This is a genomic window from Neorhizobium sp. NPDC001467, from assembly GCF_050275975.1.
Taxonomy (GTDB): domain Bacteria; phylum Pseudomonadota; class Alphaproteobacteria; order Rhizobiales; family Rhizobiaceae; genus Neorhizobium.
In genome coordinates this window covers 202,613-217,381 of the sequence record NZ_JBNNPS010000004.1, presented here as the reverse complement: position 1 = coordinate 217,381, position 14,769 = coordinate 202,613, and the positions used below count along the sequence as shown (strand labels likewise).

The 14,769-nt window shown below is 62.1% G+C and carries 14 protein-coding genes; 2 read left to right on the top strand and 12 right to left on the bottom strand.

Annotation, left to right across the window (positions count from 1 at the left end; genetic code table 11):
• Positions 1–7: 7 nt before the first annotated feature.
• The 12 genes from ACQKKX_RS11365 to ACQKKX_RS11310 form a co-directional block, all read right to left on the bottom strand.
• Complete coding sequence (locus ACQKKX_RS11365) at positions 8–223, bottom strand: DUF4287 domain-containing protein (RefSeq protein WP_427570798.1); 216 nt, start codon at positions 221–223, stop codon at positions 8–10.
• Positions 220–1,776, bottom strand: coding sequence for a formate dehydrogenase beta subunit (locus ACQKKX_RS11360; RefSeq protein ID WP_427570797.1), 1,557 nt, complete (start codon positions 1,774–1,776; stop codon positions 220–222). Before ACQKKX_RS11360 ends, ACQKKX_RS11365 begins: the two co-directional genes overlap by 4 nt.
• A complete protein-coding gene (locus ACQKKX_RS11355) occupies positions 1,773–2,246 on the bottom strand; it encodes a formate dehydrogenase subunit gamma (protein ID WP_427570900.1) in 474 nt (157 codons plus the stop codon). The genes ACQKKX_RS11360 and ACQKKX_RS11355 overlap by 4 nt, the downstream gene beginning before the upstream one ends.
• A 158-nt stretch (positions 2,247–2,404) precedes the next feature.
• Positions 2,405–3,298 (bottom strand): LysR family transcriptional regulator, encoded by an 894-nt coding sequence (locus ACQKKX_RS11350; RefSeq protein ID WP_427570796.1) that lies wholly within the window; start codon positions 3,296–3,298, stop codon positions 2,405–2,407.
• Positions 3,299–3,537: 239 nt separating this feature from the next.
• Positions 3,538–3,945 (bottom strand): F0F1 ATP synthase subunit epsilon, encoded by a 408-nt coding sequence (locus ACQKKX_RS11345; RefSeq protein WP_427570795.1) that lies wholly within the window; start codon positions 3,943–3,945, stop codon positions 3,538–3,540.
• An 80-nt stretch (positions 3,946–4,025) separates the two neighbouring features.
• Positions 4,026–5,483 carry a F0F1 ATP synthase subunit beta gene (atpD, locus tag ACQKKX_RS11340; RefSeq protein WP_427570794.1) on the bottom strand — a complete coding sequence of 486 codons (1,458 nt, stop codon included), beginning with the start codon at positions 5,481–5,483 and terminating at the stop codon, positions 4,026–4,028.
• Between the two features lie 23 nt (positions 5,484–5,506).
• Positions 5,507–6,388, bottom strand: a complete 882-nt coding sequence (locus tag ACQKKX_RS11335) for a F0F1 ATP synthase subunit gamma (RefSeq protein WP_427570793.1) — start codon at positions 6,386–6,388, stop codon at positions 5,507–5,509.
• A gap of 30 nt (positions 6,389–6,418) precedes the next feature.
• Positions 6,419–7,948: a F0F1 ATP synthase subunit alpha gene (atpA, locus tag ACQKKX_RS11330; protein WP_427570792.1), complete on the bottom strand. Its 1,530-nt coding sequence runs from the start codon at positions 7,946–7,948 to the stop codon at positions 6,419–6,421.
• Entirely contained in the window at positions 7,948–8,514 is a 567-nt protein-coding gene (locus tag ACQKKX_RS11325) for a F0F1 ATP synthase subunit delta (protein ID WP_427570899.1), read from the bottom strand. The genes atpA and ACQKKX_RS11325 overlap by 1 nt, the downstream gene beginning before the upstream one ends.
• Before the next feature lie 261 nt (positions 8,515–8,775).
• Entirely contained in the window at positions 8,776–9,159 is a 384-nt protein-coding gene (locus tag ACQKKX_RS11320) for a DUF4345 domain-containing protein (protein ID WP_427570791.1), read from the bottom strand.
• Between the two features lie 58 nt (positions 9,160–9,217).
• Positions 9,218–11,440: a primosomal protein N' gene (locus ACQKKX_RS11315; RefSeq protein WP_427570790.1), complete on the bottom strand. Its 2,223-nt coding sequence runs from the start codon at positions 11,438–11,440 to the stop codon at positions 9,218–9,220.
• A 101-nt stretch (positions 11,441–11,541) separates the two neighbouring features.
• Complete coding sequence (locus ACQKKX_RS11310) at positions 11,542–12,468, bottom strand: GNAT family N-acetyltransferase (protein ID WP_427570789.1); 927 nt, start codon at positions 12,466–12,468, stop codon at positions 11,542–11,544.
• A gap of 134 nt (positions 12,469–12,602) precedes the next feature.
• Here ACQKKX_RS11310 and ACQKKX_RS11305 point away from each other — a divergent pair, with 134 nt between their 5' ends.
• A complete protein-coding gene (locus ACQKKX_RS11305) occupies positions 12,603–13,538 on the top strand; it encodes a tyrosine recombinase XerC (protein WP_427570788.1) in 936 nt (311 codons plus the stop codon).
• A gap of 76 nt (positions 13,539–13,614) precedes the next feature.
• The gene (locus ACQKKX_RS11300; protein ID WP_427570787.1) at positions 13,615–14,724 is read left to right on the top strand and encodes a TraB/GumN family protein; all 1,110 of its coding nucleotides are present in this window, start codon (positions 13,615–13,617) and stop codon (positions 14,722–14,724) included.
• The last annotated feature ends 45 nt before the right edge of the window (positions 14,725–14,769 follow it).

The window sequence follows — 14,769 nt, the reverse complement described above, 5'->3', positions numbered from 1 at the left end:
GATCTCCTCAGCGCCTGTTTCCCTCGGCCAGCGTATGCGCCACGAGCGCATTGGCATGCCCATGCCCGAGGCCGTGCTCGGCCTTCAACCATCCGACGATTTCCATATGCTTCTTGCCGGATTGCTGCCGGATCAGATCCGTCCAGTACGCGATCGGCTTCCCATAGGTCTTCTCGATCGAAGGAAAATAGCTTGCCGGCCCCTTGCTCTTGGTCTCCGTCATTCCGCCGCCTCCACGATCCGTGCTGGTGAAAAATCCTCGGGAAAATGGGTCATCGCGCTCATCACCGGATAGGGCGTGAAGCCGCCAAGCGCGCAAAGCGAGCCGTATTTCATCGTGTTGCAGAGATCCGAAATCAGCGCCCGGTTCTTTTCCGGCTCTATGCCTGCCCTGATCCTGTCGAGCGTCTCGACGCCGCGGGTGGAACCGATCCGGCAGGGCGTACACTTGCCGCAGCTTTCGATGGCGCAGAATTCCATGGCGAAACGCGCCTGCTTCAGGAGATCGGCGGTATCATCGAAAACGGTGATGCCGGCATGGCCGATGAGCCCGCCTTTTGCTGCGAAGGCTTCGTAGTCGAAAGGCGTATCGAGAAGGGCGCGCGGGAAATAGGCGCCGAGCGGGCCACCCACCTGCACCGCCTTGACGGGGCGGCCACTTGCCGTACCGCCGCCGATCTGATCGACGATCTCGCCAAGCGTCAGGCCGAAGGTGGTCTCGAACAGGCCGCCATGCCTCACATTGCCGGCAAGCTGGATCGGGATCGTGCCACGCGAGCGCCCCATGCCGAAATCCCGGAAGAAAGCGGCTCCCTTAGCCATGATGACGGGTACGGACGCCAGCGAGATGACGTTATTGACCACCGTCGGTCGCCCCAAGAACCCCTGCAAGGCCGGAAGCGGCGGCTTGGCGCGAACCACGCCGCGCTTGCCTTCGAGCGAGTTCAGCAGCGATGTTTCCTCGCCGCAGACATAGGCACCTGCGCCGCTGCGAACCTCGATCTCGAAGGCATGCTTCGAACCCAGCACGTCTGCACCTAGAATGCCGGCCCTCAGGGCGATTGCGATCGCCCGGGTCATGCTGTCGATCGCATGCGGATATTCCGAACGGATATAGATATAGCCTCGGGTCGCGCCTGTCGCGACGCCCGCGATCGCCATGCCCTCGATCAGAACGAAGGGATCGCCCTCCATGATCATCCGGTCGGCGAAGGTTCCGCTGTCGCCCTCGTCAGCATTGCAGACAATGTATTTCTGCGGCCCGGCGGCTTCCATCGTCGTTTTCCACTTGATGCCCGTCGGAAAGCCGGCCCCGCCCCGTCCGCGCAGACCGCTATCGGTCACCTGTGCGACGATTTCGGCGGGCCGCATGGCGAGTGCCTTTTCCAGCCCGCTCCATCCGCCATGAGCGCGATAGTCGTCGAGCGAGAGCGGATCGATGATGCCGCAACGGGCAAAGGTCAGGCGGGTCTGCTGGCGAAGGAAGGGAATATCCTCCGTCAGACCCAGACAGAGCGCATGGCCATGGCCGGAAACTAAGCCGCTGTCGAAGAGCGATGTCACGTCCGAGACCGCAACCGGTCCATAGGCGGTGCGGCCAAGCCCGGTATCCACCTCGACCAACGGTTCCAGCCAGAACAATCCGCGCGACCCGGTGCGCACGATCCGGGCGTCAAGACCGCGGTCGGCGATCTCGGCAGCGATTGCGGCGGCCACGTCTTCGGCGCCGAGCGCCAATGCCGCCGCATCCTGCGGCACAAAAATTCTCACCGTCATCTGCAGGCCTCCTCAAGGAGGTCGGCCAGACGGTGATTATCCACCCGCCCGTACACCCTGTCGCCCAGCATGGCTGCGGGCGCGCAGGCACACAGCCCCAGACAGTAGACCGGCTCCAGCGTCACCCTGCCGTCGGGCGTGGTCTGGTGGAAATCGATGCCGAGCATCTGCCTCGCGCTCTCAGCGACGCGGTCACCGCCCATGGCCTGGCAAGCCTCGGCACGACAGAGTTTCAGCACATGCCGGCCGGCTGGATGATTGCGAAAGTCATGGTAGAAAGTCACGACCCCATGCACTTCGGCCCGCGACAGATTGAGTTCGGCAGCAATGACCAGCTTCGCTTCATCCGGCACATAACCGAACTCCGCCTGGATCGCGTGCAGGATGGGTAGCAGAGGCCCTTCGAGATGTGTATGCGCTTTCACGATATCACGGAAACGCGCAGCCCTCTCGGCCGATGCAAGATGCATATCCATGCGTCAGCCTCCCAACCGACTTGCCGTCATGCCAGCGCGACGTCTATTGCCGCAGCAGATAGGCATCCTCCTCCGCCTGCACGCGGCAATTGTCGCAGCAGGGGGCTGCAGCCGTCAATAACTCCTTCACATGACGCGATAGAACATTTCTATCAATCCGGATCGATGGCGCCGAGGTTCCGGGCTTCGTGGAGTAGCGCGGAGACGAGCGGGGTATAGGGTTCGCGATGCGTCGCGACCAGGCCCACCCTATGGCTTGCCGCCGGCTCGACGATCGGGATGGTGCGGACACGGGCAGAAAAACCGAATGTCAGCGCCACGTTCCGCGGCATGATGCTGGCCCAGTGGCCCGTGCCGACATGTGCGAGCAGGACGACCATGGAATTCGATTCCAGCATTGTGCGGACATTCACGCCGGCATCGGCCAGATGCTGGTTGACGATGCGACGGTTCTGGTTGTCCGGGGTGAGCAGGCAGAGCTTCAGCCCCGCCATGTCTTTCCATGTCACCTGTTTGCGATCGGAAAGCGGCGTGCCCTCCGCCGTGACAAGCGTGTAGTGTTCCGCATAGAGCGGCACACTGGTGACGCGCCCAAGCGGCTCGTTGTCGAGATAGGTCAGGCCGGCATCGATCTCGAAATTTTCCAACTGGCTCAAGACCTGAAGCGAGGTGCGCGAGACGACGGAAAAGGTCACTTCGGGATGCTTGGCCTGAAACGGTTCGGTCAGCTTGGGCACCATCGCAAGCGCGGTTGGAATGGCGGCCAGGCGGATATGACCGGCAAGGCCTTTACGCGCGGCGCGCATCTCTTCTCGCATGGTGCGCGTATCGCCGACGATGCGGCGCGCCCATTCCAGCACGCGCTGCCCTTCGGGGGTCAGTCCTTGGAAACGCGACCCGCGTACCACCAGGCCCACGCCGAGGCTTTCCTCCAGGTGCCGGATCGCCGCCGACAGCGTCGGCTGGGAAATCCCGCATTCCTCGGCAGCGCGCCCGAAATGCTGTTCGCGCGCGAGTGCGATGAAAAATTCCAGCTTGTCGATCATGGCAACCCCTTTGCGACAAGCGCTAGCGGTTTCGGGCCCGCAATTCAACAGCCGCTGCTCGCCCATAGGCCGGGTCCGGGACATGCTCCCGGCTGACGCTTGGCGGCGGGTGGCGTGTTGCTGCACCATACGAGGCCGCCGGCATCACCAACTCCGGGTCTATCCCACCCTCTTCCGCGACCAACCGTGCATGAAAAAGGCGGCCGAAGCCGCCTGTTCACCCGTCGCTTGCGCCTTGTTCAGGCAGCAATCACGGTGTGGTTGAGATGCGTCAGTTCGGAAAGGAACTGTTCGAGCTTGGTCTTGTGCTCGTCGCTGTCGGCATTGTCGATTTCCTTCTGCGCATGCTCGATACGCTTCTGAAGGGTTTCGCGCGTCAGTGCGGTGGCGACGACTGCCGATTCCGCCAGCAGCGTGCAACCGGTCGGCAGGATGTCGGCAAAACCGCCGAAGACGACGTATTTTTCCGTCTGGCCGGACGCGAGCTTGACGGTCACGACGCCGGGTCTGATGGTGGTCATCGTCGGGGCGTGATTGACCAGCACCGTCATCTCGCCGAGCGTCGCCGGAATGACGACTTCGCTCGCCTGTTCGGAGACGAGAAGACGCTCGGGCGATACGAGTTCAAATTTGAAGGTGTCGGCCATGACGGTCCACTTTCAGATGATGTTGCAGGCAAGAGCCGACGGCGCGTTTTCTTTAACGCGCCGTCGAGGCATCGATCGGATCAGGCAGCGGCCTGCAGCTTCTTGGCCTTTTCGATGGCTTCTTCCATCGAACCGACCATGTAGAAGGCAGCTTCCGGCAGGTGATCGTACTCGCCGTTGACGAGGCCCTTGAAGCCCTTGATCGTGTCTTCGAGCGCAACCAGCTTGCCCGGCGAACCGGTGAAGACTTCTGCAACGAAGAACGGCTGCGAGAGGAAACGCTCGATCTTGCGGGCGCGGGCAACCGTCAGCTTGTCTTCTTCCGACAGTTCGTCCATGCCGAGGATCGCGATGATGTCCTGAAGCGACTTGTAGCGCTGCAGCGTCGTCTGAACCTTACGGGCGACTTCGTAATGCTCTTCGCCGACGATCATCGGGTCGAGCATGCGCGAGGTCGAGTCGAGCGGGTCAACGGCCGGGTAGATACCCTTTTCGGCGATCGAGCGAGACAGAACCGTCGTTGCGTCCAGGTGGGCGAACGAGGTTGCCGGTGCCGGGTCGGTCAAGTCGTCGGCGGGGACGTAAATGGCCTGAACCGAGGTGATCGAACCGGTCGTGGTCGTGGTGATGCGTTCCTGCATCTGGCCCATGTCGGTTGCGAGCGTCGGCTGGTAACCAACGGCCGAAGGAATACGGCCGAGCAGAGCGGACACTTCCGAGCCGGCCTGCGTGAAGCGGAAGATGTTATCGACGAAGAACAGAACGTCCTGGCCCTTGTCGCGGAAGTCTTCAGCGATGGTCAGACCGGTCAGCGCGACGCGCGCGCGTGCGCCCGGCGGTTCGTTCATCTGGCCGTAAACGAGAGCGGCCTTGGAGCCTTCGCCACCACCGTGCTTGTTGACACCCGATTCGATCATTTCGTGGTAAAGGTCGTTACCTTCGCGGGTCCGTTCACCCACGCCGGCGAAGACCGAATAACCGCCATGCGCCTTGGCGACGTTGTTGATCAGTTCCATGATGAGAACCGTCTTGCCGACGCCGGCGCCGCCGAACAGGCCGATCTTGCCGCCCTTTGCGTAAGGAGCGAGAAGGTCGACGACCTTGATGCCGGTGACGAGGATCTGGCCTTCGGTAGCCTGATCGACATAGGCCGGGGCATCCTGGTGGATGGCGCGAAGATGGGTGCGGTCCAGCGGACCGGCTTCGTCAACCGGCTCGCCGATGACGTTCATGATACGGCCCAGCGTATGGTCGCCGACCGGAACCGAGATCGGCGCACCGGTGTCGGAGACAGGCTGACCGCGAACCAGACCTTCGGTCGAGTCCATGGCGATCGTGCGGACCGAGTTTTCGCCAAGATGCTGAGCGACTTCGAGAACGAGGCGGTTGCCGTTGTTTTCGGTTTCAAGTGCGTTCAGGATCGGCGGAAGTGCGCCTTCGAACGAGACGTCGACGACGGCGCCGATAACCTGGGTGACCTTGCCGGCAGCGGCAGGAGCGCTCTTGGCGCTGGTCTTCAGGGTAGCTGCTCTAGCCATGTTTCTTACCCTTTCTAAGGACGTCAGAGCGCTTCCGCGCCGGAGATAATTTCGATGAGTTCCTTGGTGATCTGCGCCTGACGCTGACGGTTGTAGGACAAGGTCAGCTTGTTGATCATCTCACCAGCATTACGGGTCGCGTTGTCCATCGCGGACATCTGCGCTCCGTAGAAGGAAGCGTTGTTTTCCAGAAGCGCCCGGAAGATCTGCATTGCCACGTTCTTCGGCAGCAGGTCTTCGAGGATCTCTTCCTCGCTCGGCTCGTATTCGTAAAGGGCTGCGGACGCGTTGTCGCCTTCCGAGACCTCATCGAACTTGGCCGGAATGATCTGTTGGGCCGTCGCCACCTGCGAGATGACCGACTGGAACCGGGCATAGAACAACGTGGCGATATCGAACTCGCCGGCGTTGAACATGGTCAGCACCTTCTGCGCCACCTCATCCGCCTGAACGAAGCTGAGCTGCTTCACTTCGCGGAAGGTGATGTAGTCGACGATGTTCTCGCGGAAGGAACGACGCAGGATGTCGTTGCCCTTGCGGCCGACCGTCAGGATCTTGACCGTCTTGCCTTCCTTGAGCAGCTTCAGCGCGTGATCGCGGGCAAGGCGGATGATGGAGGAGTTGAAGCCCCCTGCCAGTCCGCGCTCGCCGGTGGCGACCACAAGAAGATGAACCTGATCCTTGCCGGTGCCCGACAGAAGCAGAGGTGCTTCCGCGTTGCCGGCATTGGCAGCCGAAAGGCTGGCCAGAACCTTGCCCATGCGTTCCGCATAGGGGCGTGCGGCTTCGGCAGCCTCCTGGGCGCGACGCAGCTTTGCCGCGGCGACCATTTTCATCGCCTTGGTGATCTTCTGCGTCGCCTTGACGGAGGCGATCCGGTTTTTCAGATCCTTAAGTGAAGGCATCCGTTATCGGTCCTCGGGCTCGTTCCGGTTTCAGGCGAAAGACTTGGCGTAGGCGTCGAGCGCAGCCTTCAGCTTTGCCTTGGTGTCGTCGGAGACCTGCTTCTCGTTGCGGATCGCATCGAGAACCGGCTTGCCTTCGCCACGCATGTAGGACAGCAGACCCTGTTCGAACTTGCCGACGTCGGAAACCGCGATCTTGTCGAGGTAACCGTTGACGCCTGCGAAGATCACAGCAACCTGTTCTTCCGTCTTGAGCGGCGAGAACTGCGGCTGCTTCAGGAGTTCCGTCAGACGGGCACCACGGTTCAGCAGGCGCTGGGTCGAGGCGTCGAGGTCGGAACCGAACTGGGCAAACGCGGCCATTTCGCGATACTGGGCAAGCTCGCCCTTGATCGAACCGGCAACCTGCTTCATGGCCTTGATCTGAGCGGCAGAACCAACGCGCGAAACCGACAGACCGACGTTAACGGCCGGACGGATGCCCTGATAGAACAGGTCGGTTTCAAGGAAGATCTGGCCGTCGGTGATCGAGATCACGTTGGTCGGAATGAAGGCCGAAACGTCGTTACCCTGCGTTTCGATGACCGGCAGAGCCGTCAACGAACCGGCACCGGCTTCGTCGCCCATCTTGGCGGCGCGCTCGAGCAGACGGGAGTGGAGGTAGAAAACGTCGCCCGGGTAAGCTTCGCGGCCCGGCGGGCGGCGCAGCAGAAGCGACATCTGGCGATAGGCAACAGCCTGCTTGGAAAGGTCGTCGTAACCGATCAGGGCGTGCTGGCCGTTGTCACGGAAGTATTCGCCCATGGCGCAACCGGCAAACGGTGCGAGATACTGCATCGGAGCCGGGTCGGAAGCCGTGGCGGCAACGACGATCGAGTACTGCAGGGCGCCGCGCTCTTCCAGAACCTTGACGAACTGGGCAACGGTCGAACGCTTCTGGCCGATGGCGACATAGACGCAGAACAGCTTTTCGCCGTCCGGGCCGTTGTCGTGAATGGCCTTCTGGTTGAGGATCGTGTCGAGAATGATGGCGGTCTTGCCGGTCTGGCGGTCGCCGATGACGAGCTCGCGCTGGCCGCGGCCAACCGGGATCAGCGCGTCAACAGCCTTGAGGCCGGTCGACATCGGCTCATGAACCGACTTGCGCGGAATGATGCCGGGAGCCTTGACATCGACGCGGGCGCGACGGGTCGCATTGATCGGGCCCTTGCCGTCGATCGGGTTGCCGAGCGCGTCAACGACGCGGCCAAGCAGTTCCGGACCAACCGGAACGTCGACGATCGCGCCGGTCCGCTTGACGGTGTCGCCTTCCTTGATGGCACGGTCGGAACCGAAGATAACCACGCCGACATTGTCGGCTTCGAGGTTGAGGGCCATGCCGCGGACGCCGCCGGGGAACTCGACCATTTCGCCGGCCTGAACATTGTCCAGACCGTAGACGCGGGCAATACCGTCACCGACGGAAAGCACCTGGCCGACTTCGGAAACTTCGGCTTCCTGGCCGAAATTCTTGATTTGATCTTTCAGAATTGCGGAAATTTCCGCGGCGCGGATGTCCATCAGCCAACCTCTTTCAGTGCAAGCTTAAGGGTGGAAAGTTTGGTGCGAAGGGAAGTGTCGATCTGGCGCGAACCAACCTTGACGATCAGGCCGCCGAGAAGCGACGGGTCGACAGTCACATTGATGGTGACATCCTTGCCAGTGACGCCCTTCAGCGCCGTCTTAAGTTCGGTCTCCTGCGCTGCGGTGAGCGCATGCGCCGAGGTGACCTCGGCAACCATTTCGCCGCGGCTTTCAGCGGCAATTTCACGGAACGCACGGATCATGCCCGGCACTGCAAACAGGCGGCGATTACCGGCAACGACCTTGAGGAAATTCGTGACGACGGGGCCGAAAGCAGCCTGCTGGGCGATCGCCGCAATGGCTGCGCCCTGCTCACCGGAAGAAAAGACCGGGCTTGCCACCAGGCGACGCAGATCTTCACTCTCGTCAAGCATCGCCTGAAAACGGCCAAGATCGCCCGCGATCTGATCGATCGCATTCATCTCGACAGCCAGCTCGAAGAGCGAGGATGCGTAACGTTCGGCAACGCCGGAAACACGCTGGGATGTGTCAGCCACGGGCACAAGTTCCCTGATTGTCATCCAAGCGCCGCGCCCCTTTTTAGGGAGCTAAGCAAACGCTTGAAATCGTTTCATTTTCACGAGACGAACAGGGAACCTCCCCCCGCCGTTCTTTTTAATTCGGGGTTCGTCTAGCATACGCCGTTTAGACTCGCAACACGCGCGGGGCCGCAAATCACCCTCTGCACGACGGGTTTGCGCGTTTTTGAAGCGCTTTCCACCGCAGCGCAGGTTGCCGCCCGTCATCCCGGCAGAGAGAAGCGCTTAGAAATACCTGAGCGAATATGCGAGAGGCCCGGCCGCGAGCAGCAGCTGCAGCATGAAAAGCGCGACGTTGCGGCCGCCCAGTCCACGGTCGAGGAGCAGTGACAAAAGCCTCCCAAGAGCGCCGAAACCCAGCGTCACGCCGATCATGAAATAATAGTATTCCTGCGCCAGCAGCAGCGCGCATAGCGGCAGGCCGAGATAGAGGCCACCGGTCGAGCGCGTGGCGCCGTAGCCTTCCGGCGTGATCTGCCCAACCTGAAACCCGCCGAGCCGCAGGGCCGTTGCCGGCGATAGGAGGAGCAACAGGCCGACAAGCATGGTCAACACACCAGCAATGAAGGCGATCTGTTCAGGCAGTTCGGTCGGAAAATAGAGTTCCATCGGGCTTACGCTCCAGGCAGGCGTGTTATCGGGTTGTGTAGCAGCTAACCGGTCATGGTTAAAGAAAGCTCTGCGGATCGACGTCGAGCTGCACCTGAACGGAACCGCGCTGTTTCGGCCCCGCGTTGAGCATGACCCGCAGGAAGGCCTGCATGTCGGAATTGCGACGGCCATGCACGAGCAGGCGGAAACGGTGCCGGCCCCGCACGAGCGCAAGCGGCGCTTCGGCCGGGCCGAGCACGGATATGCCGGTGACCTGAGGTGCGGCCGCGCGAAGGCCCCGTGCGTGGCTTTCCGCGTCAGTACGCGTGTCGGCGGATACGATGATCGAGGCCAGGCGCCCGAATGGGGGCAGGATGGCCTTTTCCCGTTCGCTGATTTCGCGCTCATAGAACGCAGAAGCGTCACCCGAGACGATCGCCTGCATGACAGGATGCATCGGCTGATAGGTCTGCAGCAGACCGTGGCTTTTCAAACCGGTACGGCCGGCACGGCCCGTCACCTGGCTGAGGAGCTGAAACGTGCGTTCGGCGGCGCGCGGATCGCCGTTGGCAAGACCCAGGTCCGCATCGACGATGCCGACCAGCGTCATCAGTGGAAAGTTGTGCCCCTTGGCAACCAGCTGCGTGCCGATGACGATATCCGCCTCGCCATTGGCGATGGCCTCCAGTTCCAGCCGCATGCGCTTGACGCCACCGAGAATGTCGGAAGACATGACGATCGTGCGAGCGTCGGGAAAATGCCTTTCCACCTCTTCGGCGATGCGCTCTACGCCCGGCCCGCAGGCAACAAGGTGATCGAACGTGCCGCAATCGGGGCAGTGCTCCGGCGTGTGTTGTGAATAGCCGCATTGATGGCATTGAAGCTGGTTGCGAAACCGGTGCTCGACCAGCCAGCTGGAACATTGCGGGCATTGGAAGCGGTGGCCGCAGACCCGGCACAGTGTCAGCGGCGCATAGCCGCGGCGATTGAGGAACAGTAGCGCCTGCTCCTTGCGCTCGATCGTGCGCCCCATGGCGCGCAGCAGCAGCGGTGAGAGAAAGCCACCGCGCTCCGGCGCATGCCGGCGCATGTCGATGAGGTGCAGGTCCGGCAGCGCCGCGTCGCCGAAGCGCGTCGGCAGCTGCACCAGATTGTAGCGGCCCGACAGACCATTGACCTGGCTTTCCACCGATGGCGTCGCCGACACCAGCACGACCGGGAAATCGCCGATGCGGCCGCGCACCACCGCCATGTCGCGTGCGTTGTAGAAAACGCGGTCTTCCTGCTTGTAGGCGGGATCGTGTTCCTCATCGACGATGATGAGACCCAGCTCTTCGAAGGGCAGAAACAGCGCCGAGCGCGCGCCGGCCACGACACGGACCTCGCCTGTCACCACGCCACGCCACACCTTCTCGCGCATGCGCGGCGAAAGATCGGAATGCCATTCCCCCGGCTTGGCGCCGAACCGGTTCTGAAAGCGCTCCAGAAACGCAGGCGTGAGAGCGATTTCCGGCAGAAGGATGAGCACCTGCTTGCCGCGCCGCAGCGTTTCGGCAATGGCCTCGAAATAGACCTCGGTCTTGCCCGAGCCCGTGACGCCGTCGATCAGCGACGCGGAAAATCCGCCTTCCCGAATGGAGGCGACGATCTCGGCGGCGGCATCCTTCTGGACCCCCTCGATACGTGGGGCGGTATAATCCGGTTCCGGCATCGCAACCACGGGCGGGGGCGGAAGAAAAACCGTCTCGAAAATACCCTGTGCCGTCAACCCGTCGATCACGCTCATGGAAACGCCGGCGGCATGTGCCAGGCCGCTGCGGGTCCATGGGATGTCCTGTTCGCGAACGATATCGAGAACGCGCACGCGCGCAGGTGTAAGACGCTCGGGCTGGCCGCCGACATGCCGCACCGCCTCGACCATCGGCTCGGGCTCGAGAGCGGCGGGCGCCCTGACCGCCATGCGCGCCACCAGACCCGGCGGCGACAGCGTATAGGCGGCCACCCAATCGACGAAATCCCGCATTTCCCGGGAAAGCGGCGGACAATCGAAGGCAAGTGTGATCGGGCGCAGCTTCTTCGGGTCGAGCCCTTCTCCACTGTCGCCCTCCCAGACGACTCCGATCACCTGTCTGGGCCCAACCGGCACCTGCACGACCGAACCGGGCGCGACATGCATGCCCTCCGGCACCGCGTAACTGTAAGGGCCGGGCACCGGAAGCGGCACGAGAACGGGCACCACCCGCTTCAACGGTGGTGCTTCAAACAGTGAACCGAAAAGGCTGGAATTATCTGTGCCCATGCGTGGCGCACCATGCCCAAAGAGAGAACAAAAGTGAACCCTCTACCGATCTTTGTTCTTGTTGTGGCCAGTGCCGGATACGGTCAGAGAGGTCGGCAACGTCACGCGGCCGCAGAGCTGCCGGTAACATGAGCGGCGAAGCGGGTATCCGCATCCCGCGCCAGATGATGCACCGTGTGTCGCTCCAGCGCCTGCGTCACCTCGTTGATGTCACCTTCCAGCGCTTCCGGCGGAATGAGGTGACCCACGGTCATCTCGAAACGGTTACCCTTCTTGTTGAGCAGTTCGTAAAAGACAGTCATGTCGCGCAACTCGGTCGACCATTTGGCGAACCAGTAGAACAGGCCGGAATTGCGTGCTGTCATGTGGATCGGCAGGATCGGCAGATTGTACTTGCGGGCAAGCCCGACCGCGGAGGTCTTCCACGGCCGCTCGTTCAGGCCGCCGTTTTCCCAGTAGGCGATACGACCGGAGGGAAACAGGACCATGACCTTCTGCGCCTCGACCGCCTGATTGGTGAGGATCAGCGTTTCGCGGGTCTTCAGCTTGCTCTTGTGCTCCTCGCGCCATTCGACCGGAATGATCGTTTCGGCAAAACGCGGATTGACCCGCACCGCATCACGATTGGCAAACACCATCAGATCCGGACGTTTCGGTTTCAGGAGATCGAAGACGGCCACTCCATCGGCGATGCCGGTCGGATGATTGCTGACAAGGATAAAGCCGCCGGAAGCCGGAATGCGATCCGTATGCCTGGCCTGCACGTCGAGATGCAGCAGATCGCTCATATATTCGAAGGATTCGAAACCGCTCAGATTGGCGACATCATTGGCAAAGCCGATGGCGCGGTCATAACGCAGCAGAGAATACAGGAAGGGGCGCATCAGCGGCCATAGCGGGTGCGTGACGATGCGCTTCCCGCGTTCGGCAATCAGGGTATCGACGATATGTCCGGGGCGACCTTGTGAGACGAGCGCGATCGTTTGGGCAAAGTGACCGAATGCGGTCGAATTATCGCGGCGCGTCATGCAAACTCCATTACCACTTGCCGTATATCGCAGTCCCTCGCGATGTCAAAACGACATTGTGCCTTGCTTTAGGGAATTCGTAACGGAACCATCGGCAATGTGGGATTTTGACACGCGAATTCAACAGGTCTGTGATGAACGACATCCTGATCATTGCGGCACCCGAACTTCTGGAAATGCGTCGCGAATGGCTTGAAAGCCTGTCGGGCGAGCGCCGGCTGTCGGACAATACGCTCACGGCTTACGAGCGCGACACGCGGCAATTCCTCAAATTCCTCACCGGCCATCTCGCTCAACCTGCCCGGCTGGCGGATATTCACACGCTGCGCCCTGCGGATCTGCGTGCCTTTCTGGCGGCACGCCGCCGGGACGGTTCCGGCAACCGCTCGCTTGGTCGCCATCTGGCGGGCATCCGGTCGTTCCTCCGGTATCTCGAACGCCGCGGCCTGATCAACGCCGCCGGCGCTTCGGCGATCCGCACGCCGAAACAACCAAAATCACTGCCGAAACCGCTTTCCGACATTCAGGCCATCGCCGTTGTCGCGCAGGACCAGCAGCTGCACGAGGAACCATGGATCGCCGCGCGTGACGCCGCCGTTCTGACACTGCTTTACGCCTGCGGCCTGCGCATTTCCGAAGCGCTCGACCTCACCCCATCCGCACTGGCGGCAGGTACGACCGCGCTGCGCATCACCGGCAAGGGTAACAAGACACGGGTCGTGCCGCTTCTACCGGCAGCGCTTAAGGCCGTGGAAACCTATCGGCATCTCTGCCCCTATCAGCTGCCCGACAACGAGCCGCTGTTTCGCGGCGCCCGTGGCGGCAAACTGCAGCAGGCAATCATCCAGGGCGAGATGCGAAAGCTGCGCGGCGCGCTCGGCCTGCCGGAAACGGCGACGCCGCATGCCTTGCGTCACTCCTTTGCCACCCATCTTCTGGCCGGCGGCGGCGATCTGCGCACCATCCAGGAATTGCTGGGACATGCCAGTCTCTCGACCACACAGGTCTATACCGGCGTCGATGCCGCCCGCCTGCTGGACGTCTACGACCGCGCCCACCCGCGCGCGTGATGCGACCGGATAGGGATCGGCGGCGTTAACCATGTCCGTTAAGGGCTTTTCGACGTCGAAGCGCTAGATCGAAAGCATGAAGAAATTTGCGCGCTTCCCGTCCGGCCATCCCTTCGCCTTGCCCCGCCCGTCCAGCGATATCGCCCTCTGGCTGCTGGCAGCGATCCATGTCATCGTCATCGTTTCGTTCATGGCCGTCCTGGCATCCCTCTCGCCCGCGCGTGCGCAGGATGCGCAGGACGCCCAAGCGACCGCGTGCACGGGCGCCAACCTGCTGGAAGAGATGAAAAGCCGGGATCCGCAGCGCTATGCCCAGGTTCTGGGCGATGCGGAAAAGGTACCGAACGGCAAAGGCCTCTTCTGGCGGATCGAAAAGCCGGGCGTTGCCCCATCCTATCTCCTTGGCACGATGCATGTCACGGATCCTCGGGTGCTCGCGATGCCGGCAGGCGCCGCTCCGGCGCTTCAGAACGCAAAGACCATTGCGATCGAATCCGACGAAATCCTCGACGAGGCCAAGGCGATGGCGGGCCTGATGGCAAAGCCCGACCTGCTGATGTTCACGGACGGCAACACGATCAGGACGCTGTTGCCCGACGATCAGCTGGCCAAGCTGGAAGCCGCGCTGACAGAACGCGGCATTCCACTTGGGGCCGTGCAGAGCTTCAAGCCCTGGATGATTTCAGGCATGATCGCCGTACCCGCCTGCGAACTGGCGCGCAAAAAGGACGGCACCCCCTTCCTCGACAAGAAGATCGCGCTCGACGCCATCGCCGCCGGCAAGCCGGTCAAGGGCCTGGAGACGATGGAGGAGCAACTTTCGGCAATGGCGGCACTTCCGCTCGATCTGCACGTGAAGGCTCTGGAGGACACGCTCTCGCTGGGCGCGCGCATGGACGACGTGACCGCGACGATGACCGATCTCTACCTTGCCGGCGATGTCGGAGTGACCGTTCCAATGCTAAGGGCGCTGAGCCCGGAAGACGACACGCAAGCCGATGCCGGCTATGCCGCGTTCGAAGAAATGATCGTCACCCGACGCAATCACGTCATGGCGGAACGGGCGGCGCCTCTCATGAAGGAAGGCGGGCTATTCCTGGCGGTCGGCGCACTTCATTTGCCCGGCCAGGAAGGCCTGATCGAATTGCTACGCAAGCAGGGCTTCACCGTGACGCCCGCAATCTGATCCCCTGTCGGTTACGCACCCGCACCCTTGGCATCGCCGAGGGTG